Here is a 26707-nt window from a genome sequence, read left to right as displayed (position 1 = left end):
TGCTCCGATGCCTGCCCAACCCGCTGCGCTCCGCCGCGACTACCGCCTCCACGTTCAGATCGGCGCCGTGTTCGCGCTGCTCCTCACGCTCGCAGCGTTTAGCGTCCCCACGCCGCCAGAGCCTCCGGCTCCGATCGTAGAAACGCCGCCGGACCCGTTCGTGGCGATGGACATCCCACAGAGCGACCTCACGCCGCCGCCACCTCAGCCGCCACCCGCGGCACCGCCGCCGGTCGAGGTGGAGAACGACGCGGAGATCCTCAACGAGACGGTCGAGGCGATCGATTTCACCTTCGACGATACTAGCGTCCCATCCGGCCCACCCGCTCCGCCTCTGGCGCCCCCGGCTCCGCCGAAGACGCAGCCGGCCCCTCCTCCAACTCCGCCAGAGGCCTACGGCGAGGACATCGTCCACGACTTCCTGCCCATCGAAAACCAGCCGGTCTTGATCGGCGGGCTCGAAGGCTTGCAGCGCCGCGTGGTCTACCCCGAGGTCGCGAAGCGCGTCGGCGCCAGCGGCACCGTTATCGTGCGGTTCGTGGTGGACGAGCAAGGCCGCGTGGTGGACCCCGAGGTGCTGCGCTCGTCCAACGACGCGCTCTCGCAAGCGGCCCTCCAGGCCGTTCTCGAAAGCACATTCGAGCCCGGCACGCAGCGCGGGCAGGCGGTAAAAGTCCGCTTCACGCTCCCGATCCGATTCGTTTTGCGCTAGTGACCGCGAAAAGCCTCTGGCGCGAACCCCGTGCCTAGAGGCTGTCAGGGCGTTTTTCGGGAGATCGCCAGAGGCGCGAGCAACTTCTTTGGCCTCTGGCGGTCCACACTACACACGGGCGATGCCCCGGTCTCCGTTGAATCCCAGCGCGGGCGTGACGCCACCGTTCACCGTGCCTACATTGGCAGACCGGCGCCCGCCGCCCCCTCCGGCCGTTCCCTCCCCAACATGGCTCTACGCAAAACACCTGAAGCCGACCTGAAGTCGAAGTACCCGCTGTACGTTCAGATCGGCGCCGTTGCCGCGCTCCTGTTGCTTCTCGGCGCGTTCACCGTCCCGCTCTCCGGCGGCGAAGAGGTGGACGTCATGGCCGACGAGCAGGAGATCATCGAGATCGAGGACATCGAGCAGACGAAGATCGTCGAGCCTCCCCCGCCGCCGCCGCCCGCACCGCCCCCACCAGAGGAGGTTCCGGACGACGCGGTGATCGAGGACGAGATCATCGACGAGATCGAGCTCGACTTCGACGCGCCCGTCAACGCCCCGACGGCGCCCCCAGCACCGCCAGCCCCCCCGCCGCCACCACCGTCCAACGAGCCGGCACCCCCGCCGCCTCCGCCGGAGCCCGAGCCCCAGGAGCCAGAGATCTTCGAGGTCGTGGAGCAGAAGCCTGAGCTCATCGGTGGCCTCGAAGGCCTCCAGAGACGGGTGACCTACCCCGAGATGGCCCGCCGTGCCGGCGTCGAGGGCAAGGTGTTCGTGCAGTTCGTCGTCGACGAGCGCGGCATGGTCTCCCAGGCCACCGCCGTCCGCTGTCCGAACCAGCTCCTCTGCGACGAAGCCGTCAAGGCCGTCCAGGAGTCCACATTCAAGCCGGGCATGCAGCGCGGCCGCCCGGTGAAGGTCCGCTTCACCCTCCCGGTCGACTTCAAGCTCCGCTAGAGCCTGACCGCGTTTGATCTGCCGCCCCGGTGACACCTCGTCGCCGGGGCGGCGTTGCGTTTGGGGACTCGGCTCCACGCGCGTCAACCTCTGGCGCCAGAGGCCAACGTCGGCGAATGGGGCTCGCTTGTGGCGTTGTCCAGTGAACCCGCGAGGGCAGTCCGCTACGCCTCCTCTCGCGTCCGGTGCTCCACGCTGCCATCGGGGAGCCCGACCAGGACATCGCTCGTCATGCCGATAAACAGCCCGTGGCCGAGCACGCCTGGAAGGCCGTCGATTGCCGTCGCCAGAGGCTCGGGGTCGGCGATGCCGTCGGCGAAGTGCGCGTCGAGGACCCAGAGCCCCTGATCCGTCACCACGGGTCCGTCCTTGCTCTGGCCCATGCGGAGCGTGGGCTCGGCGCCCAGACCGCGGAGCGAGCGGCTCACGGCGGGCTCTGCCATCGGCAGGACCTCAACTGGGATCGGCATCCGCGAACCCAGCCGGTCCACGTCCTTCGACGGGTCGATCAGGACGACGAAGCGGGCCGCAAGCGCGGCGACGACCTTTTCGCGCACCTGGGCCGCGCCACGCCCCTTCGTGAGATCAAAAGAGGGACTCACCTCGTCCGCACCGTCCATCGCGAGGTCCAGCGCGTGGGCCTCTGGCGCGATCGTGTCCAGACCGAGATCGTCCAGACTTAGAAGTGGTACGCCGTGCTGGCGCGCGAGGCGCTCGGCGGCGAACGACGTGGGGACGCCCGCGATGTCCAGCCCTTCTTCGCGGACCCGGCGTCCGAGCGCCTCAATCGCGTACGCCGTCGTGGACCCGGTCCCGAGTCCGAGCCGCATTCCGGACTCGACGAGGGCCGCGGCGGCCTCGCCAGCAGCTCGTTTGGCGGCGTTTGCGTCAGTCTTGGCGTTGTCCACAGGACTTGGCAGAGGTGAGCCTCAAGCTAGCCGCCGCGCTCGGGCCTCTGGCGCCAGAGGCCGTGCAAGTCGTGAGGAGTTATTCGAACCGGAGCGCCTCGACCGGGCGTAGCCGCGAGGCCTTTACGGCGGGGTACACGCCGAACGTCAGCGCCACGACGGTCACGCCCGCGATCGCAGCGACGGCCCAGCCGATCGGGAACGCCGGCGCACTTTTGAACACCGCCGCGAGCACGTTTCCGACCACGAGGCCAAGCCCGATGCCCACGAGGCCGCCGAGCTGGCATAGCGCCACGGCTTCGAGCAGGAACTGAACGAGTACGTCTTTGCGCGTGGCTCCCAGCGACTTCCGCACGCCGATCTCGCGCGTGCGCTCGGCCACGCTTACCAGCATGATGTTCATCACGCCGACGCCTGCCGCCAACAGCGCGATCAGCCCCACTCCCGCGCCGCCCAACGCGAGCGCTCGCGAGAACCCTTTGAGCCCTTCAGCGAGCCCGTCGCTTGCGACGACGTCGAAGTCGTTGTCCGCCTCTGGCGGGAGGCCGCGGATCGCGCGCAAGAGGCCGATGGCTTCGTCCCTCGTGGCGGCGACAAGTTCCGGCTTCGGCGCGCGGATGTCGATCTGCACGTCTCGGTTGCCAAGGCCAAACGCCGGGATGGCGCGCGTAATCGGGAGGATGACCTGGTTGTTGACGTCAAACATGCCGAAGCCTCCGCTCTCCTCGCCCAACACGCCCACGACTGTAAAACGCCGCCCGTCGATGCGGACTTCCTTGCCCAGTGCTTCGCGCCCGGCGAACAACTCGTCCTCAACGCTCGTCCCGATAATGGCCACCGACCGGCTGGCCTGGACATCGTCGGTGTTGAGGAAGCGGCCCTGCGTCACTTCCAGGCCGTTGTTGGCCGCATAGGACTCGTCGGCTCCGATCAGAAGCACGTTGGGGTCCGTTTCCTCCCCACCACCTCGGATCTGCCGTCCGCCGGTCTGCACCGAGGGGCTCACGGACGAGGCCAGCGCCGATCGGCCCACGAGGCGCTCCGCGACCTCGATCGAGATCTGCGGACGTCTGAACTCCTCCTCGGTCGGTTGCCGGTTGCTGGGCAGGCGGGAAACGGTGATCGTCTGCGAGCCCATCGAGACGAGGTTGTCCAACAGCACGCCCTCCAGCACCGCTACGGCGGTGACGGACGCGATCACGGAGAACACGCCCACCGTGATGCCGAGCACGGTCAGGACGGAGCGGAGGCCGTTGCCTCGGAGGGCTCCGAGAGACATGCGGACGATGTCGCGAGGGGCGGTCATGCTGCCGGGTTCGACGTGGGGTGCCACCCGCCAGAGGCCTCTGGCGAACGCCCCGCTTTCTGCACGGGAGAGAGAGGCGCCTCTGGCGCCGGAGGCAGGGGGCCGCGGCTACTCATAGCGTAGCGCCTCAACGGGGCGAGCCTTTGCAGCCTGCCACGCTGGCGCGAGGCCGAACGTGAGGCCCACGAGAGCGCAGATGGCGAAGGCCACGAACACCGTCCCGAGAGTGAGTTGGGCGGTAAACACTTGGTTGATGCCCAGCGCCAGAAGCCCCGCAAGCGCCACGCCGATTGCGCCACCGACGAGGCAGATCACGACGGCCTCCACCAGGAACTGGATGAGTACGGCCCGCCGCGTCGCCCCCAGCGCTTTGCGAACGCCGATCTCGCGCGTGCGCTCTTTCACGCTCACGAACATGATGTTCATCACGCCGATTCCGCCGACGAGGAGCGAGAGCGCGGTGAGGAACAGCCCGACGCCGTAGGTGGTCACGCGCAGCGTTTGGAACAGCTGGCGGAACTGCTCCTGTCGGTTGATCGAGAAGTCGTCGTCTTCCAACGGGTCCAGGCCGCGGAACAGGCGCACGAGGCCACCCAGCTCCTCCTCAGCGGCTTCTAGTTGCGACATGTCCTCCACCTTCACCTTGATGGAGATGCTGGGGTCGGAGTCGAACAGCCGCGTATAGGTCTCCAGCGGGATCACCGCTCTGGCGTCTGCGGAGGCGAGGCCCATAAAGTTGCCGCGCTCCTCCAGCGTGCCGATCACCTCGAACCGCTTGCCGTTGATGCGGATGTCCTTTCCGACGGGATCCTCTGCCGGGAACAGAGCCTCCACCACGTCTGAGCCGATCACGGCCACAGGCCGGCCCGCTCGGGCCTCTACATCGGTAAAGAACCGGCCCTCTGCGAGGTCTGAGCCGCCGGTGTCGACGTAGTTGGGCGTGCTGGCCTCCACGCCGATCCCCCCGATCTCGTCGCGACCGCGGCGGAGCGTTCCCGCCACTCCCGTGATGGGCGCGACCGCCTCGGCATAGTCCGAGCGCTGTTGCAAGTAACCCGCCAGCTCGCTCGGGATTTCGGGCCTCTGGCGGTACTTCCACCAGTCGTCGAACGAGAAGAACCACGGCCGCTGCTCCACGAACAGCGCGTCGTCCCCGATGAGCGCCATCGAGCGGTCGAACTCCCCTTCGATCCCGTTGATGACCGTGAGCGTAGCCGTCACGGACACGATGCCGATGATGATGCCGAGCGTGGTCAACAGCGCGCGCATCTTGCTAGCCAGCAGGGCGCTGACGGCGATGCGGGCGCCTTCGGAGAACTCGGTAGCCGCTGAGGGCACGGATCGGAGGGTAAACGAGGGGGACGGCCCCGGCTACGCCAGAGGTGCACAGAGGTTACGGCCGAGGCGGCGCTAGTTTCGTCACCCCCCGCCGCACGTCCGCATGTCGAAAGTCCGCGTCCTCAGCGAGTTCTGGCTTTTCCTCCGTCAGCGCAAGAAGTTCTGGCTCGCGCCAATCGTGGTCGTGCTGCTCCTTCTCGGGCTGATGATCGTGGCCGTCCAGGGCTCCGCCCTCGCGCCGTTCATCTACGCGCTGTTCTAGGCGCTACGCCAGAGGCGTCTCTCTCTGTGCGATCCGCCTCTGGCGAACAACCGTCAGGCCGCCTTCGACGCTGACGTGCGCAGCGCCAGCAGGGACGCGAGCGCCTCTTTCATCTCGGCGCGGCGTACGGGCTTGGCCAGGAACGCGTCGAAGCCGGCCGCGAGGCACTGGTCCCGGTCCTCTGGCGCGACGTGCGCCGTGAGCGCGGCGGCGGGCAGGTAGGCGAGCTGAGAGTCGGCGCGGATCGCACGGATGGCGTCGAAGCCGTCCATCCCCCCGCCGTAGTTGATGTCCAGCAGAGCCGCTTCAAAGGGCCTCTGGCGGAGCACCTCGAGCGCTTCTTCCGCCGTGGATGCCGTGACGACCTCAAAGCTGCCACGGAGGTAGAGCGTGAACAGCTGGCGGTTTTCCGGGACGTCGTCCGCGACCAGGATCAGCGGCAGACGGTCTGAGGGCGTAGGAGGAGCTGGCACCGGCGAGGGGGCGGCGAACACGAGGTCACGGGCTGTGGTGGGGGCTAAGGGTATCGCCGCTCTGCGGCCGCGCTTAACCCCGTTCACCAGTTGTTTCCGAGCGCGAGGCGTACGCGCCTGCCAGAGGCCGGCACGCGTCCACGATGGCGGGGTGCAACGCCGGCGGCGCCGCCACGAGCCCCCCCGAGAAGACAGGGTGCGACGCTCCATCAATCCCGGTGACGGTCCCCCCACCCTCGCGCACGAGCAGCACGCCAGCGGCCACGTCCCAGGGCGCGAGCCCCGCCTCGAAAAACCCATCGAAGCGGCCGGCGGCTGTCCACGCGAGGTCCATCGCCGCCGAGCCATGGCGGCGGAGTCCTCGGGTGGCGTGGATCATGGTCTCGAACGTTTCGAGGTAGCCTCTGGCGTAGGAGTAGTCCCGAAACGGAAAGCCGGTGGCGATAAGCGCCTCGTCCAGGATCTCCGTGTGGGAAACGCTGGCGGGCGTGCCATCTACGGTGAGCCCCCCGCCGCGGGTGGCGCAGAACGTCTCGCCAGAGGTCACCTCGGCCACGACGCCGACAACGATCTCGCCGGCGTCTTCCAGCGCGATGGAGACGGCATACGGTGGGACGCCGTGCGCGAAGTTGGTCGTGCCGTCGAGCGGGTCCACGATCCAGCGGCGGCCCGACGCCAGAGGCCGCGCGCCGTCCCGCCCGCCCTCTTCGGCGAGGATGGCGTCTTCCGGGAACGCGCCACGGAGGCGTTCGAGGATGACGCGCTGAGCGGCTTCGTCCACATCAGTGACGAGGTCGTGCGTGGTCTTGGTGCGGGCGTCGCGGCGGTCGAATCCAGCGGAGCGGGCGCGGATCAGCGACGCGGCGTCGAGCGCGGCCTCGCGGGCGACGGAGAGTTCGGCGGAGAGCGGCATGTCAGGAGAAGGGGACGCGCCGTGAACCGCGCCTCAGCGGGCGGGTTCTCAGAGCGCGATCTTACCGCCCATGCGCTTCCTCCCCCTCCTGATCCTCGTCCTTTCGGCGTGCGCCGACGCGCCTTCCGTCGTCCCCGAGCGGGACGCCGAGGCCGACCGCCTTCTCGCCTTCGTCTCCGGCGATGCCTGGGACGATGCCTGGAAGGCATCCGAGGGGGCGTTCACGCAACGCGTCGGTGGCTTGCAGACGGTTCTGGACTCCGTCCACAACCCGCTCCCCGCGTTCCTCTCCGACGAGCCCCCGTACCTGGACGCCTCCGCGCGAGATCAGTACACGACCCGCGTGATTGGGGACACCCTCGTGGCGGGCCAGGCCGCGCGCTTGGTAGAGGCCCGCTTTGTCGCGGACAGCCGCCGGACGCAACCCATCCGCTACGTCCGCGCCGCGGTCTCGCCAGAGGCCGGCGAACTCCTGGCGGTCGTGGTGCAGCGCGAGATGGCGTCTGCCCTTTTCGACGAGACCAGCCAGCTCCGCGCCGAGCTCGCCTCCGGCGCCAGAGGTTTGGTGCCGGGCTCAGCCCGCATCGACGCGCGGACCGACGTGCCGCTCAGCGACGCGAGGGTCTCGACGGTGCAGTGGCAACGCGCGCAATGACGCCGCTTGACCTCGCGCTCCGCGGGCGGCTGCAGACGGTTCGCCTGGGGCGCGCCCACCGGCACCACGCCACAGTCGGGAGTACGCAGTCGGCTGCCGCCGAGTGGGCCGACGCGGGCGCTCCGACGGGCGCACTCGTTACCGCGGACCACCAGAGCGAAGGCCGCGGTCGCCTCGGACGTGTCTGGGCGGACGAACCCGGCCGCGACCTCGCGCTCTCACTCGTGCTGCGTCCCAAGCTCCGCCCTGAGCACCTCGGCCTCGTGCCTCTGGCGGCGGCCCTCGCGGTATGCGACGCGATCTCAGGAGCCAACGCGCGTCTCGCCTCTGGCGTCGCGCTCAAATGGCCCAACGACGTGCTCCTTGAAGGACAGAAGGTGGCCGGCGTGCTGGGCGAGACCCGCTGGCGAACGTGCGGCTCTGGAAGCCAGAGCCCGACCGTCCTGCTCGGAATTGGCGTCAACGTAAACCGGCGCACGTTCCCACCCGAGTTGGCCGCACGCGCCACGTCGCTCGCGCTCACCTCTGGCGCCGATCTCGACCGGAGCCAGATCCTCGCCGACCTCCTGCTTGCGCTCGAACGCCGCTTCGCGCTCTCGCCAGAGGCCATCGTGCATGCGGCGGAAGCCCAGATTCCCGCGCTCGGCAACACGCTACAGGTCGGGTTTCCCGGGACGGACCGCGCGCCCTTGATCGGCACCGCGCTCGGCCTCAGCCCCAGCGGTGCGCTCCGCCTCGAAGCCTCTGGCGAGATCGTAGACGTTCACGCGGGCGAGACGACCGTTCTGCCATGAGCGATTTCCTCGCCATCGACATCGGAAACAGCAGCGTCAAAGTCGCGCGCTACGCCGATGGGCAGTGGCGCGAAGCTGCCTCCTATCCTTCCAGCCTGGAAGCGCCGGCGGATGCCTGGGGACCCCGCCTCGCGAAGCTGGGCGCTCGCGCCAGCGGCGTGTGCTCTGTGGTCCCTAATCTGGAAGCGCGGCTGGTCCCGGCACTCGCCGAGGTTACCGGGCGCGATCCGTTCGTCGTCCGCGCCAGCAGCCCCCTTCCGTTCGCGATGGGGTACCGCACGCCCCACACGCTCGGCAACGACCGCATCGCCGCCGCCGCTGCCGCGTGGCTTTTATACGGACAACCTGCGCGTCGCCCTGTCCTCTCGTTCGACGCCGGGACAGCCATCACTCTAGACGCGGTCGATCTCCTCGCGGACGGACCCGTCTACCTGGGAGGTGCCATCCTGCCCGGCCCGCACACGCTCCGCCGCTCGCTCGCCAGAGGCACCGCGCAGTTGCCCGAGGTCGAGTGGGAGCGCCCCGAGCATGCCATCGGGCGAAGCACGTCAGAGGCGATCCAGTCCGGCCTGACCGCGCTCGTGTTGGACGGCATGGCGGCCCTCTTGCGCCGGGCCGCAGCCGAGCTCTCCGCCCCACCGCTCATCGTCGCCAGCGGCGGCTGGGGCGGCTGGATCGCCAAGCGGCTAGACATGGTGGACCACGTCGCGCCGAACCTCGTCTTGGACGGAATCCGACTGTTAGCCTCTGGCGAGATGGGGCGGTACGATTCGGCGCCAGAGGCCTAGCTGTCGGCCGCAAGAAGCGTCTGCACCCGCGCGAGCACCATGTCGATCGCCACGCGGTTCTGACCTCCGCGGGGAATGATGACGTCGGCGTGGCGCTTGGACGGCTCGACGAACTCCAGGTGCATCGGCCGAACCGTTCGGCGATACTGCCCGAGCACGGAGTCGATGGACCGCCCGCGCTCGTGCAAGTCGCGCTCGATCCGCCGCATGAGCCGCACGTCGTCGGGTGCGTCCACGTACAGCTTGATGTCCATCCGCTCCCGAAGCTCCTTTTCGGCAAGCACGAGGATCCCTTCCACGACGACGACCGGCATCGGGTCAACCCGCTCCGTTTCCTTTCGGCGGCTGTGGTTCGTGAAGTCGTACGTCGGCTTCTCGACGGCCTCGCCCGCTAGGAGCTGGTCGAGGTGAGCCACCATGAGCTCCGTTTCGAGCGCGTCCGGGTGGTCGAAGTTGAAGCGGCCGCGCTCCTCTGGCGCGAGGTGCTCCAAGTCGCGGTAGTACGCGTCGTGGTCCAGAAGCGCGATGCGGCGGGGCCCGAAGGCCTCCAGCACGCGCTTCTGCACGGTGGTTTTACCGGAGCCGGAGCCTCCGGCGATGCCGATGACGACAGACATGATGGGTTCGAATCGGGGCGCAAGAGGCCCGGTGGGTTGAGCCTCTGGCGGGCCTAATCGTCGTCTTCCTCGCGGGCCTTTTTGGCCGCTGCGGCTTCAGCCTCCGCCTCGCGGCGGGCCTTGCGGCGGGCGGCGCGGCGCTCTTCCCAGCCCGGGCTGGAGACCATCACGATGGTCCCACCTCCGGTCTCCTCGTCGATCTCCGAGTTGCCGAAGTCGACCTCGAAACCGTCCGGAGCCTCCCACTCATCGATGTCCTCGATGGTCTCAGGCAACTCGATCACGATGTGGTGTACCAAGGCGCCCCGAAGCTCCTTCAGGCCGTGCGAGACCGCCTTGCGCTCCCCGCTCTCGTCTTCGCGGTAGAACTTGACGTGGAACATCCGGGCGTAGGTCTCCTCGTCATCCCACGCCGCCGCGTGCGCGCCGGGAAGCAGATTCCATACGACTTGCCCCTCCAAGAGCTCGTTCAGCCGCTTCGAGATCAGCGGCTTCCAATACGACGAGACCTTTCCGATCTCGTTGACGGACGCGTCCATCTTGAGCCGGTAGTTCGGGATCAGGTCGTCCGGGCGCAAGAGGCCAAAGAGGCCGGAGAAAATGACGCCGTTCTCCAACAATCGCCGCTGAGCCCCGGTCGGAAGCTCGGGGAATTGCATCGCGGCGTACATGACGCCCGGGTTGTACCGGTCGATGGCAGCAATCAGGGGGCTCCGGTAGAGCTCCCCCGTCACGTCAACGGCCTGCTGCAGCGTGTCCCCCTTGACGCCGAAGAGCGTCTCCAACTCGTCAGCTTCGCCGGCCTTGACCTGCTTCTGGAGCGCGTCGATCAGTGCTCGACGCTCCGCGTTGAACTCGTTGAAGTAATTGAAGGTGTTCGACGAGCGGTAGTCGAACATGTCCGGGGCCAATGGATTGCCGCCGGTCTGCTTCCCCTCGGAAGCAGGAAGGAGGATGGAAAACCTCACGTAAAGCTAGGGGGTGGTTGTGGCGGCGCCAGAGTCGGCGGGACGGTCGGATGCGGGGCGGCGCGAGCGCGCGTCGGCGATCAGCGCATCGGCTTCGTCGAGAAGACGTGCGGCTTGCTCGCGGGCGTCGGCAACCAGGGCGTCGGCCCGTTCACGAGCGGCGCTGGATTCTCCGTCAGAGGTCTCCAGGCGGTCGAGCAGGCCGGAGAGATCGGCGGCCCACCGGTCGAGGAGGTAGGCAACGCGGCGGCGGAGTTGGCGTCCTTCATCGGGCGCGAGCAGCAAGCCCAGGGCGAACCCAGACGCGCCGCCGACGAGGAAGCCCAGAGTGGTCGAACGGACGGTTCGGCTACGGGTGCTCATGGCGAAAGGCGGGTGAGAGAGGGAGTGCGAAGATAGAACGTCGGGGCCCGACGGGCCCTCAGCGAGATCCCGAAACGAGGAAAGGCCGCATCCCTGGGGACGCGGCCTCTCGACGGGCGAACCGCCCGGCCGAAGCCGGACTAGCGGTTCTTCTTCTTGTGGCGGTTCTTACGAAGCCGCTTCTTGCGCTTGTGCGTCGCGATCTTGTGGCGCTTGCGCTTTTTTCCGCAGGGCATATAAAGAGGGGTTGGGTGGAGTATCGAGCCTAGCCGTGCAAATCTAGGGCCTCTGGCGCCAGAATTCCAACACCATGCCTGTTCTACCCCCTGCCTTCATGCGACCGCGCCCTAGACGCGCCCTGAGGGACAGCGTCAGAATGGCGCGTGGGCAGTAGCGTACACGTGACAGGACAGCGCAGGACAGCGGTGTCCACGGTCGTGGGCAGACATGTCTCCTCAGCCCTACCGTCAGCCGCCAGAGGCTTTCTGGCACGGCGGTTGCCTGCTAGCCGGGAGCAGCGCAGGAGGGTGAACAACTCCTGATGTTGCTCGAGCGACACATGCGCAATCAGGGCTTCGGCCCGCGCATCGTCGGGCGGACACGTTTGGGTGAGCGTGTCCGCCCGGCTCTTTTTTTGGCCCTGCGCGAAGGTGGTTCGTGCGGCTAGCATGTTGGAGACCTCCAGGAACCGTTGTGCTCCGTTTCGTTTTCGCGCTCGCGTTTATCGCCACCGGGTGCGCCCCCTCGCTCGCGCCCACCTACCGGGACTACCGGATCTCGCCAGAGGCCCAGCCGACCGCTACGGCCTCGGCTCAAACAGAGGCTTTGCCCCTAGCCTCTGGCGACGCCGCGCTGGAAGAGGAGTTGGTAGCGGCACTGCGCGAAGCCGGCTGGGCCGTCGTACCGCCCGACGCGGGGAACGTGATTTCGACCGACGTGCGGCGAATCGAAACGGGAGTGTTCTCTACAGTGGAAGCGTCGCTGGACCTTGCGCCTCTCAACGGCCGGTTCGTGCGGGTGTACGTTCACGCCGTGCGCCGGAACGTATTCGGCAGCCGATCCAAGTTGCCCTACCTCACGCGTGGTCTGCGCAATCGTGCGCTCGACGATGTGACGGCTGCGCTCGCTAACCGCGGCCTCGTAGCCCTTGATGCGCCCCGCGAGCGCGATGAAGAGGCGACGGACTAAGCGGGGCACGCAACACCGCAACGCCCCCCGCGTTGTAGGTTGTGTAAGACGGAGCACGCCTCTGGCGCTCGGTCCGCTCTTTTCCATACTGGGGATGACATGGTTTCGACGGGTGAGCAGGTCGGCAGGCTGCATGCCGGGGGGTTCTCGATACCCCCGTGACCCTCATCGAGAACTAGAATAGTTGCAAACGACTACTCTTACTCGCTCGCGGCATAACCAAACCCGCTAGCTGTCTCCGCCCGGATTTGCCTATCGGCCCGGGTAGAGGCACCATACTTAGATAGGATGCGCGCGGAGGTTCCGGCTGGACCGAAGCGCAAAGGACAATCAGCCTGCGCTTTCGGAGACGCTCGTCAGCGGCTCCATCTCGGAGAGCTAAGACTTAGAACAGCTGACTACGCATTGTAGACGCCTGGACTGGCGGCTCGCTCGGACCTGGGTTCGAATCCCAGCATCTCCACTGTAACGGCCTCGTCGCTCGGACACCTGTCCTTGCTACGGGGCCGTTTCCGTTTGTGGTTCATCGCGGCGCAACCTTCGAAAACAGGCGCTTCGCCTCGGCCCCCGACTGGTAGTCCGTCGGACATCTCACAGCCAGAGGCCTAAGGGTTTTCCTGACCCTTCCGTTTCAGGCGATCGCCTGTTATGCCCGTCGGGTTCTGGTGTCTACCTCAGCGTGAGGAGCCTCAGGGCTTCTGCGAGGCGCGCGTCTCGGCCGTGGTGGGACGAGACGCGCGCCTCTTTTCATTCGCCTGAAACCAGTGGTGGTCCTGGCGCCCCCTGCAACCGGCCTGGCCTCTGGCGGCGAACCCAGAGACGATCCATCTACCCCGGGGGAGGTACGCGCGAACGCCTACGCGAAAACGCGCCAGAGGCTCAGTAGCTCAGTGTGCGCTCAATCGCGGCGCTCAGGCGAGACTCCGCGGTGTACACCTCGTTCTCGATCTGCTTGGAGAACGCGATGGGGAGGTCGGCCCCGCCGATGCGAACGGGCGGAGCGTCGAGATGCGCGAACGCGGCCTCCGCGATCTCTGCCGCGATCTCGGCGCCGAAGCCACCCGTTCGGGTCGCCTCATGCAGGACGATAAGCCGACCCGTTTTCTCCACGCTCGCGAGTACCGCCTCTCGGTCCCACGGCACGAGCGTCCGGAGGTCAATTACCTCCACGCTCGCGCCCGACTGCAGCCTCTGGCGCTCGGCCTCGGCTTCGGCCCAGACGAGCCCCACGCCCCACGTGACGAGCGTCAGGTCCTCCCCTTCCCTCGCGATCCGCGCCGTCCCGATGGGCGTCACGACTTCGCCAGAGGCGACCGCCCCGCGGAGCGAGCGGTACAGCTTTTTGTGCTCAAAGACGAGGACCGGATTCGGGTCCTCGATCGCCGCGCGCAAGAGGCCCTTGGCGTCCTGCGGCGTGCCGGGGACGACGACCTTGAGGCCTGGGACGTGGCAGAACCAAGCCTCTGGCGACTGAGAGTGAAATGGCCCCGCGCCGATGCCGCCACCGAATGGCGCGCGGATGGTGACGTTGAGAGGCGAGCCCCAGCGGTAGTGCGTCGTCGCGAGGTTGTTGACGATCTGGTTGAAGCCACATGAGATGAAGTCCGCGTACTGCATCTCCACGACGGGCTTGAAGCCGTCCAACGCGAGGCCCATCGCGCACCCCAGCGCGCCGTTCTCGATGATGGGCGTGTTCCGCACGCGGTCGGCGCCGAAGCGCTCAAGAAAGCCCTCGGTGACCTTGAACACGCCGCCGTACTCGGCCACGTCCTGCCCCATCACGAGAACGGTCTCGTCGGCCTCCATTGCGTCACCGAGTCCCGCGCTCACGGCGTCGATAAAGCGCGCCTCCTGCGTCCCGCCAGCGGCCACCTCGCGTGATGCGTGCGGAGCGAAAAGTGCCCCGTGCTCCCTCTCGGTCGTGCTGACGCACTCGGGCTGTGTTAGCGCCCACTCGGCCACGTCTTCGATCTGCGCGGCGAGGTCGGCGTCGATAGCGTCCAGATCGGATTCTGGCGTGCCGGCATCGAGGAGCCTCTGGCGGAGGCGGAGCACGGGGTCGCGGTAGCGCCAAAGGTCGAAGAGGTCATCGGGAACGTACTTCGTCCCGCTGGCCTCTTCGTGGCCGCGCATGCGGAACGTCTTCATCTCCAAGAGTGCCGGGCCTCCCCCATCTCGCGCGCGATCGGCGACGGTTTTGACAATGGAGCGGACGGCGAGCACGTCGTTGCCGTCCACGATGTAGCCCGGCATGCCGTAGCCCGCTGCGGCCTCGGCGACGTCCTCGACGGGGAGTGCGTCGGCAGTGGGCGTGGAGAGGCCGTAGCCGTTGTTTTCCACGATGAACAGGACCGGCAGATTCCACGTCCCGGCCAGGCTCAGCGCCTCGTGGAACTCGCCTTCGCGCGTGGCGCCCTCGCCCACGAATGCGGCCGCGACGGCGCCCGAACCGTTCATCTGTGCCGCGAGGCCGAGGCCATCGGCGACGGGCAGCATGGCCGCCAGGTGCGAGATCATGCCGACGATCCGCTTCTCCGGCAGACCGAAATGGAACGTGCGGTCGCGGCCATTCGTGAAGCCGCCCTCGCGGCCCATGAGTTGGCAGAACAGGCGAGGGAGTTCAACGCCGCGCGTGGTCCACACGCCGAGGTTGCGGTGCATCGGCAGCAGCCAGTCTCGCTCCTCCAGGCCGCTGGCGACGCCGACGGCGATGGCTTCCTGCCCGTAGCCGCTGAACCATTTCGAGATGCGGTTCTGGCGGATCAGCCGCAGCATCTTCTCCTCCACGGTCCGCGGGAGCTTGAGCGCGCGGTACAGCGCCAGAGGATCGGTGGGCGCCTCGGCGGCGATAAGGGCGGTGTCGAAGACGGGCTCCATGCAGGGGCGCGGGGCGGGCGCGAAGAGGGAGCCGCAAGGTCCGGGCGCGCGCCTCTGGCGTCAACCCGGCACGAGAGGTTCGCGGAATGCGGACGCTGGGCCGCTCCGCTCAGGGCGTTCCTGATTGGCACCTCAGGACCGAACCGGCGTGCAGGAGCCGAGGTTTTCGACTGGCCGCTTCAGGCGTCACAATCTCTCGCGGAGGTGACATACATGCGGCACACACCTGCCGGATCATCCCGTCCCCTCTCGCTCGTCCGCGTTGCTGTGATTGCGCCTGCCATTTTCCTCGTCGACGACCACTCCCTCACGCGCGCCGGACTCCGGCTCGCGCTCGCAACCGGGCTGGGCGCGCGGATCTGCGGCGAGGCCTCTGGCGCCGAGGAAGCGTATGCGGGAATCGAGCGCCTCCGGCACGCCGGCCAAACGGTCGATCTGGTGGTGGTGGATGTCACGCTCGCGTGCGGGAACGGCTTGGACTTGGTTCGGCGGCTGTGCGAGTCCCAGGGACCTCCCGCGCTCGTGGTCTCGATGCACCCGCCAGAGGTGTACGCATCGCGCGCCCGGGAGGCCGGCGCCCGGGGGTTCCTTTCCAAGTCGCTGGATGACGAAGGTCTGATTGCCGCCGCGCGCACCGTGCTGGCGGGCCGCACCGTGTTCGGCCCGGATGTCCCGAGTGTGCCGTGCGAAGGCATCGAAGGCCTCTCGGACCGCGAGCTAGAGGTGTTCTGTTTGCTCGGCCGGGGGTACGCGCCTCGCCACATCGCCGACGCGCTCGATCTGAGCGTGAGCACGGTCGAGGCCTATCGCCAGAGGATCCGGTGGAAGCTGGGGATCTCCTCGGCGCCGCTGCTCACGCGTCACGCGGTGGCGTGGACCCTGGAACAGGAGCGGGCGCAGCGGGCCCCGCTTGATGCGGAACACGCAGCGTGATCATCGCGCCGTCCCCTGGGATCGATGAGATCGTGACGCTTCCGCCGACGAGGCCCATCCTCGCGCGCATCCCCGCGTGACCCAGCCCCCCTGGCGTGGACGACGCGTCGAACCCCTGACCCGCGTCGTGGATCTCTACATCGGTGTGGGTGCCCGTGTCTCGGACGCAAACGGACGCGCTCTGTGTGCCGGAGTGCTTCACGGCGTTGAATACTGCCTCGCGGACGCACTGCACCAAGAGCCCCACGGCCTCTGGCGTGAGGTTCTCCTCTGCCGACCGGATCGCCTCGTCGGACTCGTCCACATCGACGCGGAAGTTGTAGAGATCGTTGGCCTGCTCGCAGAGCGCGCGGAGTGCGCCGCCGAAGGTGCTCTCGCCAGAGGCCGGTGGCGTGAGGTCGATGGCCAGGCCGCGCGTCCGCTCCAGGGCTTCGCCTGTCCAGCCGCGCAGGCGCCTCGCTTTCTCCGCGAAGGCGGTGTAGCCGGCGTCCACCAGCTCGCGCACGAGCGCACCGATGCCGAGGTGGACGCCGTATAGACGCTGCTGCACGTCGTCGTGCAAAATGGAGGCGGCGCGGCGGTAGCTCTCCGTCTCGGCGTCGGCGAGTTGGGCTGCGAGGTGCTGCACCTGGGCGGTCCGCTCGGCCACGCGCACTTCGAGGGTCTGGCGCAAAGCGCTGAGCGCGTCCTCTGCGACCTTCCGCTCGGTCTCGTCGCGAAGGATCTTGGCGTAGCCACGAAGCTCGCCGGACTCATCCCGGAGCGAGATCATCATGCCGTTGGCCCAGAACCGGGAGCCGTCCTTGCGGACGTGCCAGCGCACGTCTTCAGCGCGGCCATGCTCTCGCGAGCGCGCCATCTCGGCCTCGGGCACGCCAGAGGCCCGCTGTTCGGGCGTGAAGATGACCTCCCCAGACATGCCGATGGCCTCGGCCTCGATCCATCCCAGCACGCGCTCGGCTCCGGTGTTCCACAGCGAGATCCGCGCGTCCGTGCCGAGCGTGAAGATGGCGTACTCGTGCGCGTTCTCGAAGAGCAACCGGAGGTGCTCCTCCTGGGGATGCGGGGCGCCAGAGGCGGGATCGTCGGGCATGGGTCAGGGAGTGGGCCTCTTGCGTTCGAGCACGTCCAAGCGGTAGTCGGCTGTGCGGTGGCCGCTGAGGCGGACCCACGCATCCGCGCCCACAAAGGCATCGTGGACGGCGTCGCCTGTGAGAGGATAGTCCGTCTCGCCGGTCCAGTGCACGAGAAGCAAGTGGCCGCCCGGCCGCACCGCTCGGGCGCACCTCTGGCGTAACTGCTCAAAGTCCGCTGTGCCGAGGTAGTAGCCGACCTCGGAGAGAACGACGAGATCGAACGTGCCCTCCGGCCACTCGCCAGGGACGACCATGCGCTCGATCCGGACGCCAGAGGCGTCGGCGGTGCGCCTGCGCGCCTGCGCGAGCGCGTCCGGTGCCACGTCGACGGCCTGGAGGCTGTCGCAGCGCTCGGCGAGGGCGCGCGTGAGGACTCCACCCGCGCAGCCGATCTCAAAGGCGCGGCCGTAGTGCGCCAGAGGCAGGGCGGCAAGCGTCGCGGCGTACTTCGCGGCCTCGTACGGGCTCGTCGCAAAGCGCCAGGGGTCGGGATCGCTGGCGTAGAGCCGCTCGAAGTAGGCCGGCGCGATGGAGCCTCTGGCGTCCCGCTCGGGAGCCGTCGGCGGGAGCTCAGGCATCGGTGGGGTCCAGAAAGAGCTCCCAGGGCCGCTCAAACCGCGCGAGGACCTCGGGGAGCAGGATGAACCCGTCAGGGTCGTCGTCGATCAGCCGCGTGGTTTGCGAGCGGTGGGCGGCGACGGCGCGGGCCTTTTGCGCGAGCACGGGCGAGATGTCGAGCCGCCACGCGCGCGCCTCTGGCGCCAGAGGCGCGGCCTCGCGGGAGGCCCAGGCCCAAACGGGGTATTCCAGCCAGCGCACGCCGAGGTGAACCCGCGCACGAGCGAGTTGCCACGTCGCCTCGTGGTCGCAGTGCGGATCGCGACGCCAGGGCACGAGCAACGTATCGGGCGCGAGCGCTCGGATGGCGTCGGCGAGATCGGCTGCGGCGTCCTCGAACGCGAGCGTGTCGGGCGCGGGTAGGCCGCAATCTGGGAAGCGCAGAAACCGCACGCGGCCGGCGTGGCCGAGCTGCGCGACGGCCTCTTGCGCCTCCGACTCCCGCAGGACTCGCAAGCGGGACGGCGGGTACGCCGCCGACGCGTGTGACCGCGTGCCATCTGTCACGACGATGACCCAGGCCGGAATACCCGCCTCAGCGAGAAGCGCGAGGAGCCCGCCGCAGCCCAACGATTCGTCGTCGGGGTGCGGCGCGAGGACGACGACGCGCCCGAGGTCTCGCACGGCCTCTGGCGCGAGAAGCGGGAGCGCCTCGGGATCGTCGAGCAGCGTAGCGGTGTGGGTCATCGCGCCGAGCCTCTGGCGAGGTGGGGCTGCTCCAGCGCCGCGGCGCCCGCCGCGTCCAGCGTCGCGTCTGGCGCGGGCTGACGGAGGTAGAGCCGGAGGTCGCGGCCGATGCGCTCAACGGGCGAAGGCGGCAGCAGGCCGCGAGCGCCCACGCTGCGGTCAACGAGTTCCATCACGTCCAGGCACACGCGTTCGATCGCCGTCCGCGTCATCTGCGCGTACGCGACAATGGCCTCTGGCGAGGCGTCGCCAGAGGCATAGCGTGCAGACACTTCGCCCGGCTCCTCGGCGCCGCAAGAGGCTTCGTGGCGCTCCCACAACCGCGCGGCGCCTAGCAACCAGAGCGCGCCGGTCTCGATGGCGATGGCGGCGCGACCCATTCGCGCGCGTTGATGCGGGTCGGTCGTCCGCTCCGTCGCGCGCAAACCCGACGCCGCGGCGTCGAACAGCGCGCGTGCACCGCCGAGGTGGACGGCCGCGAACCGCACCGAGCCGCCCGTAAAGTCGGGCTCGCGCGTGTAGTCCCCAGGACGGCCGATCAGCGCCAGAGGCTCGACGCGTAGGCCCTCAACGTCGATGCGCCCGCTTACCGAGCCGCGCATGCCCTCGGCGCGCCACGAGTCGGGATCGGCGCGGTCGGCGTGGTTCTCGAGTTCGAGAAGCACCATCTGCCACGAGCCGTCGGGCCAGGCGCCATTCGCGAAAGCACGCGTGACGTGGCCCACGCCGGAGCAAAACACCTTCGCGCCACTCAGACGCGCGCCGCCGCCCGGTAGCGGGTCCAGGCGCACGCCGTCCGCAGCCTCGGTATTCCACACGCCGAAAATGTGTCCAGCCCGGGCATCGGCAGCCGCGTGGGCGCGCTGCTCATCCGTCCCGTAGGCCATCACCAGGTCCAACGCGTTGACGTGCCCCTCGTAGACGCGCCCGACAGGCAGGCTCCCTCGCCCCACCTCTTCCAGCACGCGGTAGAGCGCGTGGCGCGAGCCTCTGGCGCCGAGCCCGAGCCCACCCAGTTCCACAGGCAAGGTGGCGGTCATGAGCCCGGCCTCGTCGAGAAGGTCGAAGGCTTCGGTGGGGAAGGCGCGCGCGGCGTCGCAGGCGGCGGCCGTCTCCGCGATTGGGTCGGCGACCTCAGCGGCGGTGTGGATGAGCGCCTCTAGCGCGTCGCCAGAGGCGGTTTCAGGCGGAAGCGTGAGCGTGGAGGTCATAAGGGCAGGCAGCGTGCGTGGCGGAGCCGCTCGGTGAGGGGCAGCGGGCGGAGCCGCGCGATGCACGCGCGGAGTCCACGAATGGCTCTGGTGATCGGTTCTCCCTCGACGTCCCCTCCCGCCTCTGGCGTGACCAGAAGCGCCAGAGGCGGGGGTGCGTCAGGGTGTGCGGCGCGGTAGAGGCCCAACGCGGCCAGGCGGCGCTCGGCGGCGGACGCCGCTTCTACGCGCGGCTCGTCTCCGCGTCGGACCACGTCCGCCCAGAACCCGAACGCGTCTGCCAGCCCCCCATCGGCCCGGCCCGACGTGCGAGCCGACGTGAACACCCGCACATGTGGGCTGTGCCGCAGCCGGTACCCGCCGCCTACGAGCGCGTGGACGAGCGCGACGTCTTCGGACGTCGTGGCCACCGGCTGCCCGCCGACGGCGGCATAGACACCCGCGGTTACGGCGAGGCTCGCGCCGAAGTGGTGGTGGTGGCGCGGGATCGGATCGTGCGCCTCTGGCGCGTAGAGCCCCCGCACCTCCTCTATCGCGCGGCGGTAGGCAAGATCCAGGAGGTACAGCCTCCGTACGCCCGGCGCGAGCGCGGCCCGCTCCTCGCGAAGCAGCAGTGCCCGCCCGCCCACGGCATCGGCGCCAGAGGCCAGCTCGGCCAGGGTCGCCGCCACCCAGTCGGGCGCGGGGACCGTGTCGGCGTCGGTCGAGAGGATCGCTCCCTCGGGGCGGCCCACATCGTGGAGCCGCGCGCACGCAGCATCGAGCAGCACGCGGCGAGCGTGGCCCACACAGGCGACCTCTGGCGGGAACGTGAGCGAGACGGCGCGCACGTCCAGCGACGGGTACCGCGAGGCCGCGTCGGCGACCGCTTCGGCCGAGCGGTCGGTGCAGTTGTTGAGCAGCACGAGAACGTCCAGCGTCCCAGGCGCCAGAGGCTGGTCGTGGGCATCGCGCTGCTCTGCAAGGGCGCCGATCAGAGCAGGAAGCCGCCGTGCCTCGTTGCGCGCAGGGACCACCACCGAGGCGCGCAGCCGCGCGTCGGGCGCGCCGAAGACGCCGGGGAGCGCCCGGTCGAACACGAGATCTTGGGGAGCCGTGCTCGTCATGAGAAACTGGGTGCGGCCTCTCGCGCGGGAGGCGCCAGAACCTGAGGCCGCGTCACGCGCCTCTGGCGCGCGAGTTCGTCCGCCAGAGGCATGTGGACAGGCCGCGTGCCATCGGGGCGGAGAAAGCCGAGAAGGCCGTTGGGGCACGCGCGGTCGTCGTCCCAACCGGGGTGGTCCGCGATGGGGTACCAGCACAGCCCCCGCACGTCGGCACCGAAGACTTGCGCAGCGAGGACCTCGCGCGCGACGTAGCGCAGCCACTCGGCGCGAGCGTCGCCCTCGGTCCCGGTCTCGGCCACGATCACCGGGCGGCCGTAGCGGCTACCCACCTCGTGCACGATCTCGCGAAACGGCCGGTAGAGAGGATGCCCACGCTCGATAGGTGGGCCGCCGTGGATCCACTGGTTGGTCGGGTAGAAGTTGACGCCGAGCACGTCCAGCACGTCCTCGCTCCCGCCGATCTGCGGCCACAGGCGCCCCGCGAGCAGGTCCCACGCCTGGAACTGCGCGAGCCGGTGGCCTTCGGCGTCGCCAGAGGACTCGGGCCGCGCGGGATCGGTCGCGACGTGGATCGCGGGCTCGGCCCAGAGGAGACGCGCGCGAGGGTCCACGCTCCGCACCGCGTCCACGGCGCCGAGCGCGGCGCGCGCGAGTTGCACCTTTAGTTCGAAGCCGCGGTGGTGCGCGAAGGGCGGGAAAAACGCCGCGTCGCCCCCGGCCCACGACCAGAACGAGATCTCGTTGATGGGGCACCACCACGGGATCTCATCGCTCTCCTCGCGCGCGATGCGGGCGGCCTCTCGCGCGAACGCGGCAAACCGTCCCACAAAGGCGGGGCGCCAGAGGTCGAGGCCATCTGGGACGCCGTAGTGGCAGAGGTCCCAGATCACCTGCGTGCCCGTTTCCCGCGCGGCGCGAAGCTGGCCGATCCACGAGGACCAATCGTAGCGTCCGGGCGTGCGCTCGATGAGCGGCCACCGGAGCCCGTCGCGGACGGTGCGGATGCCGTGGGCCTGGAGTTGCCGGTAGTCGCCAGAGGCCGCGCGGTCGTGGCCGGACGCGCCGACGACGTCCACGCGGACGCCATCGGCACGGCGGTGCGAGGAGCACTCGAAGCCGCCCATCCAGAAGCTGTTGAACGGGGCACTCACGTCAGGGCGCGTCGATCTCGCGTGCGTCGCCGTCGCCAGAGGATGCCGAGAGCGGCTCGGGCGCGAGGGCCTCTGGCGCCTTGAGCGTCTGCGGCGCGAGGTCCTCCGCGGCTCGCGTCGATGGCGCAGCGCCCAGGCGGGCCTTGGCCGTGCCGGTCGGGCGCGGGGCGGGCGCGCGCTCGCCAGAGGACTCGGCTTCCAGGCGGTCGTAGACCGCAAGGGCCTGCGCCGTTACCTGGTCCATGTTGTAGTACTTGTAGGTCGCTAGGCGGCCTACGAAATGCACGCGCTCCTCGGCCTCGGCGAGTGCGGCGTAGCGGCGGTACAACTCGGCGTTCTCGGGCCGTGGGATCGGGTAGTACGGGTCGCCCTCAGCACGTGGGTACTCCGTCACGACGGCAGTCTTGGGATGCTCCTGCCCGGTGAGGTACTTGAACTCCGTGATCCGCGTGTACGGCTGCTCGTTGGGGTAGTTGACGACCGGCGCACTCTGGAACGTCTCGCGGTCGTGTGTGGCGTGCTCGAAGTGGAGCGAGCGGTACGGCAGCTTACCGTACCGGAAGTCGAAGTACTCATCGACGGGCCCTGTGTAGATCAGGCGCTTGAACGGCGTGGTCTCGCGGATGTCCCGAAAGTCCGCTCCCAGCAGCACGTGGATGCTGGGGTGGGCGAGCATCTTCTCGAACATCCGGGTGTAGCCGTGGAGCGGCATCGCCTGGTAGGTGTCCGAGAAGTACCGGTCGTCGCGGTTGGTGCGCGTGGGCACGCGGGCGGTCACGCTGGCGTCCAGCTCGGAGGGGTCCAGGCCCCACTGCTTGCGGGTGTAGCCGCGGAAAAACTTCCGGTACAGCTCCTCCCCCACGACGCTCACAACCACGTCCTCACTCGTGCGGATCTGCTCGCGCGGCTCCGCCACGGACTCCAGAAATCCCTTCACCTCGTGCGCCGTCAGGCTGGTGCCGTAGAGCGCGTTGATGGTGTCGAGGTTGATCGGGATGGGTACGAGTTGACCGTCCACGCTTGCGCGGACGCGGTGCTCGTACGGCCGCCACGCGGTGAACTGCGAGAGGTAGGTCCACACGCGCTCAGCGTTGGTGTGGAAGATGTGGGGGCCGTAGCGGTGGACGAGTAGGCCGTCGTCGTTGTACTCGTCGTACGCGTTGCCGGCGATGTGCGGACGGCGGTCCACGACGAGCACGCGCTCTCCGAGCCCGTTGGCGAGCCGTTCGGCGAGAACGGAGCCGGCGAACCCGGCCCCGACAATCAGAGTGTCGTACATGAGTTAGCGAGCGGCGCCAGAGGCCTCTGGCGTGAGAGCGGCGGCGGGATGGGACGAAGAGGCATCGGGCGCGTCGCCAGAGGCAGCCCCGCACGAGGTGCCGTCGAGGAGCACGGCCATGCGACGGGCCGTCGTGTCCCAAGACGTTTTGGCGAGCACGGCGCGCATGTCAGCGACGTTGGCCTCGCGCTGCTTGGGGCTAGCTTTCAGCGCAGCCTCGCAGGCTTGGATAAAGGCCTCTGGCGTGTCGCCGAGGTACACGATGTCGCCATACGGCTCGGCCACGTCCGTGATGGGCGTGGAGACGATGGGCCGCTCGGCGGCCATGTACTCCAGCGTTTTGGTCGGGCTGATGAACTCGGTCGAGCGGTTGCGAGCGAACGGCAGCAGGCACACGTCCCAGCCGGCGAGGTAGGGCGGCAGCTCGTCGTAGGTCCGTCCGCCGAGCCAGTGGATGTTGGCCGCCTGAGGCAGCGTTGCCGGGTCGATCTTGACGACGGGCCCGACCATCACGATCTGCCATTCGGGGTGCGCTTCGGCGAGCGCGCCCACGAGGTTCGCGTCCAGACGTTCGTCGATCACGCCGAAGAAGCCCAGCCGGGGGTGCGGAAGTGCTCGCTGGTCCTCGGGCTCGTCCAGCGCAGGCGCCTCGGGGCGGGCCTGGCCGAAGTGGGCCGCGTCCACGGACGACGTGAAGCAGTGCACGTCGGCGTGGCGGTCTTTCTTCGCGCGGTACAGGCTGGGGCCGCCGGTAAAGACCAAATCGGCGCGGTCCAGCAGCAGTTGCTCGCGCTCCAACAGCTGCGGCGGCGCGTGGTCGAACGCGGAGAGCTCGTCCATGCAGTCATAGACAACGGTCTGCGCGTCGAGCGCGTCGATCAGGGAGACCGCCAGAGGCGTGTACACCCATACGTCGCAGGCGCCGACCTCGCGGGCGAGTTCGTCCACGAGCGGCCGCATTGCCTGGAGTTGCCCATCGGTGAAGCCGCCCTCGTGGAGCGGCGTATGCGGCCGGAGCACGGTCACGCCAGAGGCGGGCCGCTGGCGCTCCCAATGGGGCTCACCCTCAGAGTGGACGGGCTCCTCGATGACGAAGACGGGACGGGTCGCGGCGAGGCGCGAGAGGACGTGCTGGGGGCGCTGGTAAACGAAGTCCCACCGGAGGTGGGAAAGCACGACGAGGGGACGGAGCGGCACGGCGAAAGGGAGGATCCGGAGGGGCAGGCGGCCACGTTTGGCCGGTCCCATAGCCTACCCGATGCGGCCCCGAGGCGGTATCCCAGGATCCACCTACGGCCTGCCCCGAGGTCCATTCCTCGGGGCATTGTGGCACCTTCGCCAGAGGCCTCTTGCGTCCACCCGAGGGTGTTTCTGGCGGGCTCATCCGCGCGAGTCCTCTTGCGCCAGAGGCGACGATGCTTCGTGTCCCGGCCGGGTAAAGTGGAACGCGCCCCACACGTCGCCCCAGCTGTCGCCGGAGCTCGAAAACGCCTCGTGATATCCGCGGTACCAGAACCGGCCGGTAACGGCGAGGCTGTCTGAACGCTCGATCACGATTCTTCCTCCACGCGACGAGACCGGCTCGAACTGACGCCCCCGAGCGTCCCGATATGTGGCTCGCGTGCCGGAGCCTGAAGCTTCAGGCCTATACCCGAGTTCAATCACCCCGCCGGACTCTACATCTAACCACTCGTAGCCCCCTACATGGGAATACGGGCCGATACGTAGGAATTCGGCCGCGCCCTCCTCCGCAGCGCCGCACCGCAGATCCTGACCGCTTACAGCCAGCGCCACGGCTCCGGTTCGGACCCGCTCAGCCTCGCCGTCTTCAGCAGCACGCACAACGCAGCCGTTCGGATTTGGAATGTCAAGTTGGGCCGCCTTCTCTTCGAGCGTCTCCCCCGTAGCGAAGAGGTCGCAGCCTCCCAGGCACACGCAGGCGAACAGGAGAACTGCCCCGAGCCGCCGAGCCATCATTGACCTTTCCCCAGGACCGTCGTCTTGATCGTCTGCAGGAGGATCTTCGCGTCCATCTGCAAGCTGAGGTTCTCGATGTAGAACAGGTCGTATTTCAGCTTCTGGCGCACGTCCTCAATGTCCGTGTCGTATCCGTGCTTGACTTGCGCGAGGCCCGTGATGCCGGGCTGAACGCGGTGGCGGCGGGAGTACAACGGGATCTCGTCCGCCAAGCGGTCCACGAAAAACGGCCGCTCCGGGCGCGGGCCGACCAGGCTCATCTCGCCGCGGAGCACGTCCCAGAACTGAGGTACCTCGTCCAGGCGCGTTTTGCGCATCCACCGCCCCAGCGGCGTGATCCGGCTGTCGCCAGAGGCTGCCCAGACCGGGCCCGTCTCGCGCTCGGCGCCGTCGACCATCGTGCGGTACTTGTGGATGGTGAACGTGCGCCCGCCCTGCCCCACGCGCTTCTGGCGGTAGATGGCGCCGCCCGGCGAGGTCAGCGAGACGAGCGCAGCGAGGCCCAGCCAGAGCGGCGCGCCGAGAAGGAGCACGAGGGCGCTCACGACAATGTCCGCGATACGCTTAGTCCGCTTTTCCCATGCCGGAATGGGCTCCGGGAAGACCTCGATCAGTGGGAGGCCGTAGATGTGCTCGGTCCGCGCCATGCCGCCCACGGCGGCGTAGAAATCGGGCACGAGCTTGAGGCTGACCGAGCGGCCATCGCAGACGCGGAGCACCTGGTCCAGCGTGTCCACGTCCTCGGACCCCAGTGCGATGAGAACGTCCTGCACGCCCAGACGATCAATCAGGCCGGGAAGCTCGGCGATGGCGTGCGAGGGCGCGCCAGCGGCCGTGACCTCGAGCGCGCCGGCAGGCAACGCGTCGCCCGAGGGGAGCACGCGCACGCCGGCCTCTGGCGGGAGCCCGGCGCCAGAGGCGCCCGACATCGCGAGCACGCCGACGGGCGTGGGGTCGTGCGTGAGGCGGACGGCGCCGACGAGTTCGATGCCGGCGGCGGGGTATCGCGCGAGGTCGTGGTAGAGCGTTTCCACGCGGTCGCTCCAGCCCACCACGACGGCGCGGTGCCGCCCGTGACCGCGCAGGATGAGCGCCTTCTGAACCCCACGCACAACCATCCGCCCGACCGCTACGAATCCAAGGACCGAGGCCCCGTACAGTGCGACCGCCTGCCGCGCGCTCCCGGGCGAGAGCCGGTCCAGGTAATAGCCGAAAAAGAGCACCAGCGAGCCGAAGGTGACCACTTTGAGCAGCGTTACCAGCTCGTCGAATCGGCCTCTGGCGTAACGGTCGGCGTAGAGCCCCGCGAAGGCGAGAAGGGTGATCCAGCCCAGCGCTAGGAGCGAGCCCTTCGCGAGGGCCGAGACGCCCATCGGCTCGACGGCCATCCAATCCCACCGCTCGCACGCGGCCCGGAAGGCCACCCACGCAGTGCCGAGCCCGAGGGCATCGACCAGAAGGAGAGCGGAAAGCTCGACGCGACGAGACACGGAGTACGCGACAGG

General features: G+C 68.7%; 27 protein-coding genes and 1 other RNA gene. 9 read left to right on the top strand and 19 right to left on the bottom strand.

The annotated features are described in order from the left end of the window. The first annotated feature begins 7 nt into the window (after nt 1-7). Nucleotides 8-712 carry an energy transducer TonB gene (locus BSZ36_RS05705; protein WP_094546867.1) on the top strand — a complete coding sequence of 235 codons (705 nt, stop codon included), beginning with the start codon at nt 8-10 and terminating at the stop codon, nt 710-712. Between the two features lie 228 nt (nt 713-940). Continuing rightward, nucleotides 941-1654 (top strand): energy transducer TonB, encoded by a 714-nt coding sequence (locus BSZ36_RS19990; protein WP_094546865.1) that lies wholly within the window; start codon nt 941-943, stop codon nt 1652-1654. 164 nt (nt 1655-1818) lie between these two features. Here the strand turns inward: BSZ36_RS19990 and rpiA are convergent, their stop codons facing one another. The 3 genes from rpiA to BSZ36_RS05685 form a co-directional block, all read right to left on the bottom strand. Next, nucleotides 1819-2562: a ribose-5-phosphate isomerase RpiA gene (gene rpiA, locus BSZ36_RS05695; RefSeq protein ID WP_094546863.1), complete on the bottom strand. Its 744-nt coding sequence runs from the start codon at nt 2560-2562 to the stop codon at nt 1819-1821. Between the two features lie 79 nt (nt 2563-2641). Further along, the gene (locus BSZ36_RS05690; RefSeq protein WP_094546861.1) at nt 2642-3868 is read right to left on the bottom strand and encodes an ABC transporter permease; all 1227 of its coding nucleotides are present in this window, start codon (nt 3866-3868) and stop codon (nt 2642-2644) included. Between the two features lie 108 nt (nt 3869-3976). Continuing rightward, complete coding sequence (locus tag BSZ36_RS05685; protein ID WP_218827574.1) at nt 3977-5206, bottom strand: ABC transporter permease; 1230 nt, start codon at nt 5204-5206, stop codon at nt 3977-3979. A 103-nt stretch (nt 5207-5309) separates the two neighbouring features. Between BSZ36_RS05685 and BSZ36_RS19280 the strand changes: the two genes are divergently transcribed. Further along, on the top strand, nt 5310-5468 hold the full coding sequence (locus tag BSZ36_RS19280; RefSeq protein ID WP_179271039.1) for a DUF5989 family protein: 159 nt from the start codon (nt 5310-5312) through the stop codon (nt 5466-5468). Nucleotides 5469-5521: 53 nt separating this feature from the next. Here the strand turns inward: BSZ36_RS19280 and BSZ36_RS05680 are convergent, their stop codons facing one another. Beyond that, a complete protein-coding gene (locus BSZ36_RS05680; protein ID WP_179271038.1) occupies nt 5522-5941 on the bottom strand; it encodes a response regulator in 420 nt (139 codons plus the stop codon). 73 nt (nt 5942-6014) lie between these two features. After that, entirely contained in the window at nt 6015-6854 is an 840-nt protein-coding gene (locus BSZ36_RS05675) for an inositol monophosphatase family protein (protein ID WP_094546857.1), read from the bottom strand. A gap of 70 nt (nt 6855-6924) precedes the next feature. Here BSZ36_RS05675 and BSZ36_RS05670 point away from each other — a divergent pair, with 70 nt between their 5' ends. From BSZ36_RS05670 to BSZ36_RS05660, 3 genes are read left to right on the top strand one after another with little or no spacing between them, the layout of a single operon-like run. Next, the gene (locus BSZ36_RS05670; protein WP_094546855.1) at nt 6925-7509 is read left to right on the top strand and encodes a hypothetical protein; all 585 of its coding nucleotides are present in this window, start codon (nt 6925-6927) and stop codon (nt 7507-7509) included. Next, entirely contained in the window at nt 7506-8303 is a 798-nt protein-coding gene (locus BSZ36_RS05665; protein ID WP_094546853.1) for a biotin--[acetyl-CoA-carboxylase] ligase, read from the top strand. Before BSZ36_RS05670 ends, BSZ36_RS05665 begins: the two co-directional genes overlap by 4 nt. After that, nucleotides 8300-9091, top strand: a complete 792-nt coding sequence (locus tag BSZ36_RS05660) for a type III pantothenate kinase (protein WP_094546851.1) — start codon at nt 8300-8302, stop codon at nt 9089-9091. The genes BSZ36_RS05665 and BSZ36_RS05660 overlap by 4 nt, the downstream gene beginning before the upstream one ends. On the opposite strand, the gene udk is transcribed toward BSZ36_RS05660, so the two are convergent. From udk to BSZ36_RS05645, 3 genes are read right to left on the bottom strand one after another with little or no spacing between them, the layout of a single operon-like run. Next, on the bottom strand, nt 9088-9708 hold the full coding sequence (gene udk, locus BSZ36_RS05655; RefSeq protein ID WP_094546849.1) for a uridine kinase: 621 nt from the start codon (nt 9706-9708) through the stop codon (nt 9088-9090). The genes BSZ36_RS05660 and udk overlap by 4 nt on opposite strands. Before the next feature lie 53 nt (nt 9709-9761). Further along, a complete protein-coding gene (locus BSZ36_RS05650) occupies nt 9762-10676 on the bottom strand; it encodes a YaaA family protein (protein WP_094546847.1) in 915 nt (304 codons plus the stop codon). Nucleotides 10677-10682: 6 nt separating this feature from the next. Further along, entirely contained in the window at nt 10683-11039 is a 357-nt protein-coding gene (locus BSZ36_RS05645) for a YtxH domain-containing protein (protein WP_094546845.1), read from the bottom strand. Between the two features lie 693 nt (nt 11040-11732). Between BSZ36_RS05645 and BSZ36_RS05640 the strand changes: the two genes are divergently transcribed. Both BSZ36_RS05640 and ssrA read left to right on the top strand, forming a co-directional pair. After that, the gene (locus tag BSZ36_RS05640; protein WP_094546843.1) at nt 11733-12227 is read left to right on the top strand and encodes a hypothetical protein; all 495 of its coding nucleotides are present in this window, start codon (nt 11733-11735) and stop codon (nt 12225-12227) included. 90 nt (nt 12228-12317) lie between these two features. Beyond that, nucleotides 12318-12693: a transfer-messenger RNA gene (gene ssrA / locus BSZ36_RS05635) on the top strand. A 413-nt stretch (nt 12694-13106) separates the two neighbouring features. Here ssrA and BSZ36_RS05630 read toward each other — a convergent pair. Further along, nucleotides 13107-15104, bottom strand: a complete 1998-nt coding sequence (locus tag BSZ36_RS05630; RefSeq protein WP_218827572.1) for an alpha-ketoacid dehydrogenase subunit alpha/beta — start codon at nt 15102-15104, stop codon at nt 13107-13109. 267 nt (nt 15105-15371) lie between these two features. On the opposite strand from BSZ36_RS05630, the gene BSZ36_RS05625 reads away from it, so the two are divergent. Further along, complete coding sequence (locus BSZ36_RS05625) at nt 15372-16037, top strand: response regulator transcription factor (protein ID WP_179271037.1); 666 nt, start codon at nt 15372-15374, stop codon at nt 16035-16037. On the opposite strand, the gene BSZ36_RS05620 is transcribed toward BSZ36_RS05625, so the two are convergent. From BSZ36_RS05620 to BSZ36_RS05580, 10 genes are all read right to left on the bottom strand, one after another. Then, on the bottom strand, nt 15958-17130 hold the full coding sequence (locus BSZ36_RS05620) for a PAS domain-containing sensor histidine kinase (protein WP_094546839.1): 1173 nt from the start codon (nt 17128-17130) through the stop codon (nt 15958-15960). The two genes, BSZ36_RS05625 and BSZ36_RS05620, sit on opposite strands and share 80 nt — an antisense overlap. Nucleotides 17131-17133: 3 nt before the next feature. Then, complete coding sequence (locus BSZ36_RS05615; protein ID WP_094546837.1) at nt 17134-17751, bottom strand: class I SAM-dependent methyltransferase; 618 nt, start codon at nt 17749-17751, stop codon at nt 17134-17136. After that, the gene (locus BSZ36_RS05610) at nt 17744-18478 is read right to left on the bottom strand and encodes a PIG-L deacetylase family protein (RefSeq protein WP_094546835.1); all 735 of its coding nucleotides are present in this window, start codon (nt 18476-18478) and stop codon (nt 17744-17746) included. The genes BSZ36_RS05615 and BSZ36_RS05610 overlap by 8 nt, the downstream gene beginning before the upstream one ends. Next, nucleotides 18475-19689: an acyl-CoA dehydrogenase family protein gene (locus tag BSZ36_RS05605; RefSeq protein ID WP_094546833.1), complete on the bottom strand. Its 1215-nt coding sequence runs from the start codon at nt 19687-19689 to the stop codon at nt 18475-18477. The genes BSZ36_RS05610 and BSZ36_RS05605 overlap by 4 nt, the downstream gene beginning before the upstream one ends. Then, nucleotides 19686-20795: a glycosyltransferase family 2 protein gene (locus BSZ36_RS05600; protein WP_094546831.1), complete on the bottom strand. Its 1110-nt coding sequence runs from the start codon at nt 20793-20795 to the stop codon at nt 19686-19688. Before BSZ36_RS05600 ends, BSZ36_RS05605 begins: the two co-directional genes overlap by 4 nt. Beyond that, nucleotides 20792-21919 (bottom strand): beta-glucosidase, encoded by a 1128-nt coding sequence (locus tag BSZ36_RS05595; protein ID WP_094546829.1) that lies wholly within the window; start codon nt 21917-21919, stop codon nt 20792-20794. Before BSZ36_RS05595 ends, BSZ36_RS05600 begins: the two co-directional genes overlap by 4 nt. Before the next feature lie 28 nt (nt 21920-21947). Then, nucleotides 21948-23225, bottom strand: a complete 1278-nt coding sequence (gene glf / locus BSZ36_RS05590; RefSeq protein WP_094546827.1) for a UDP-galactopyranose mutase — start codon at nt 23223-23225, stop codon at nt 21948-21950. 3 nt (nt 23226-23228) lie between these two features. Further along, the gene (locus BSZ36_RS05585; protein ID WP_218827570.1) at nt 23229-24422 is read right to left on the bottom strand and encodes a glycosyltransferase; all 1194 of its coding nucleotides are present in this window, start codon (nt 24420-24422) and stop codon (nt 23229-23231) included. Nucleotides 24423-24605: 183 nt separating this feature from the next. After that, the gene (locus tag BSZ36_RS19275; RefSeq protein WP_179271036.1) at nt 24606-24779 is read right to left on the bottom strand and encodes a hypothetical protein; all 174 of its coding nucleotides are present in this window, start codon (nt 24777-24779) and stop codon (nt 24606-24608) included. A gap of 419 nt (nt 24780-25198) precedes the next feature. Then, complete coding sequence (locus BSZ36_RS05580; protein ID WP_094551185.1) at nt 25199-26692, bottom strand: sugar transferase; 1494 nt, start codon at nt 26690-26692, stop codon at nt 25199-25201. Between the last annotated feature and the right edge of the window lie 15 nt (nt 26693-26707).

This window comes from Rubricoccus marinus (assembly GCF_002257665.1).
GTDB classification, from domain to species: Bacteria; Bacteroidota; Rhodothermia; order Rhodothermales; family Rubricoccaceae; genus Rubricoccus; species Rubricoccus marinus.
The sequence above is the reverse complement of the archived record's forward strand: the minus strand, read 5'-3'. Positions and strand labels throughout refer to the sequence as shown.

What these genes read in the sequence shown, in the direction of transcription:
- BSZ36_RS05705 (WP_094546867.1), top strand. Translation starts at nt 8, where the DNA reads ATGCCTGCCCAACCCGCTGCGCTCCGCCGCGACTACCGCCTCCACGTT.
- BSZ36_RS19990 (WP_094546865.1), top strand. Translation starts at nt 941, where the DNA reads ATGGCTCTACGCAAAACACCTGAAGCCGACCTGAAGTCGAAGTACCCG.
- BSZ36_RS05690 (WP_094546861.1), bottom strand. Translation starts at nt 3,868, where the DNA reads ATGACCGCCCCTCGCGACATCGTCCGCATGTCTCTCGGAGCCCTCCGA.
- BSZ36_RS19280 (WP_179271039.1), top strand. Translation starts at nt 5,310, where the DNA reads ATGTCGAAAGTCCGCGTCCTCAGCGAGTTCTGGCTTTTCCTCCGTCAG.
- BSZ36_RS05675 (WP_094546857.1), bottom strand. Translation starts at nt 6,854, where the DNA reads ATGCCGCTCTCCGCCGAACTCTCCGTCGCCCGCGAGGCCGCGCTCGAC.
- BSZ36_RS05670 (WP_094546855.1), top strand. Translation starts at nt 6,925, where the DNA reads ATGCGCTTCCTCCCCCTCCTGATCCTCGTCCTTTCGGCGTGCGCCGAC.
- BSZ36_RS05665 (WP_094546853.1), top strand. Translation starts at nt 7,506, where the DNA reads ATGACGCCGCTTGACCTCGCGCTCCGCGGGCGGCTGCAGACGGTTCGC.
- BSZ36_RS05660 (WP_094546851.1), top strand. Translation starts at nt 8,300, where the DNA reads ATGAGCGATTTCCTCGCCATCGACATCGGAAACAGCAGCGTCAAAGTC.
- udk (WP_094546849.1), bottom strand. Translation starts at nt 9,708, where the DNA reads ATGTCTGTCGTCATCGGCATCGCCGGAGGCTCCGGCTCCGGTAAAACC.
- BSZ36_RS05645 (WP_094546845.1), bottom strand. Translation starts at nt 11,039, where the DNA reads ATGAGCACCCGTAGCCGAACCGTCCGTTCGACCACTCTGGGCTTCCTC.
- BSZ36_RS05630 (WP_218827572.1), bottom strand. Translation starts at nt 15,104, where the DNA reads ATGGAGCCCGTCTTCGACACCGCCCTTATCGCCGCCGAGGCGCCCACC.
- BSZ36_RS05620 (WP_094546839.1), bottom strand. Translation starts at nt 17,130, where the DNA reads ATGCCCGACGATCCCGCCTCTGGCGCCCCGCATCCCCAGGAGGAGCAC.
- BSZ36_RS05615 (WP_094546837.1), bottom strand. Translation starts at nt 17,751, where the DNA reads ATGCCTGAGCTCCCGCCGACGGCTCCCGAGCGGGACGCCAGAGGCTCC.
- BSZ36_RS05610 (WP_094546835.1), bottom strand. Translation starts at nt 18,478, where the DNA reads ATGACCCACACCGCTACGCTGCTCGACGATCCCGAGGCGCTCCCGCTT.
- BSZ36_RS05605 (WP_094546833.1), bottom strand. Translation starts at nt 19,689, where the DNA reads ATGACCTCCACGCTCACGCTTCCGCCTGAAACCGCCTCTGGCGACGCG.
- BSZ36_RS05600 (WP_094546831.1), bottom strand. Translation starts at nt 20,795, where the DNA reads ATGACGAGCACGGCTCCCCAAGATCTCGTGTTCGACCGGGCGCTCCCC.
- BSZ36_RS05595 (WP_094546829.1), bottom strand. Translation starts at nt 21,919, where the DNA reads ATGGGCGGCTTCGAGTGCTCCTCGCACCGCCGTGCCGATGGCGTCCGC.
- glf (WP_094546827.1), bottom strand. Translation starts at nt 23,225, where the DNA reads ATGTACGACACTCTGATTGTCGGGGCCGGGTTCGCCGGCTCCGTTCTC.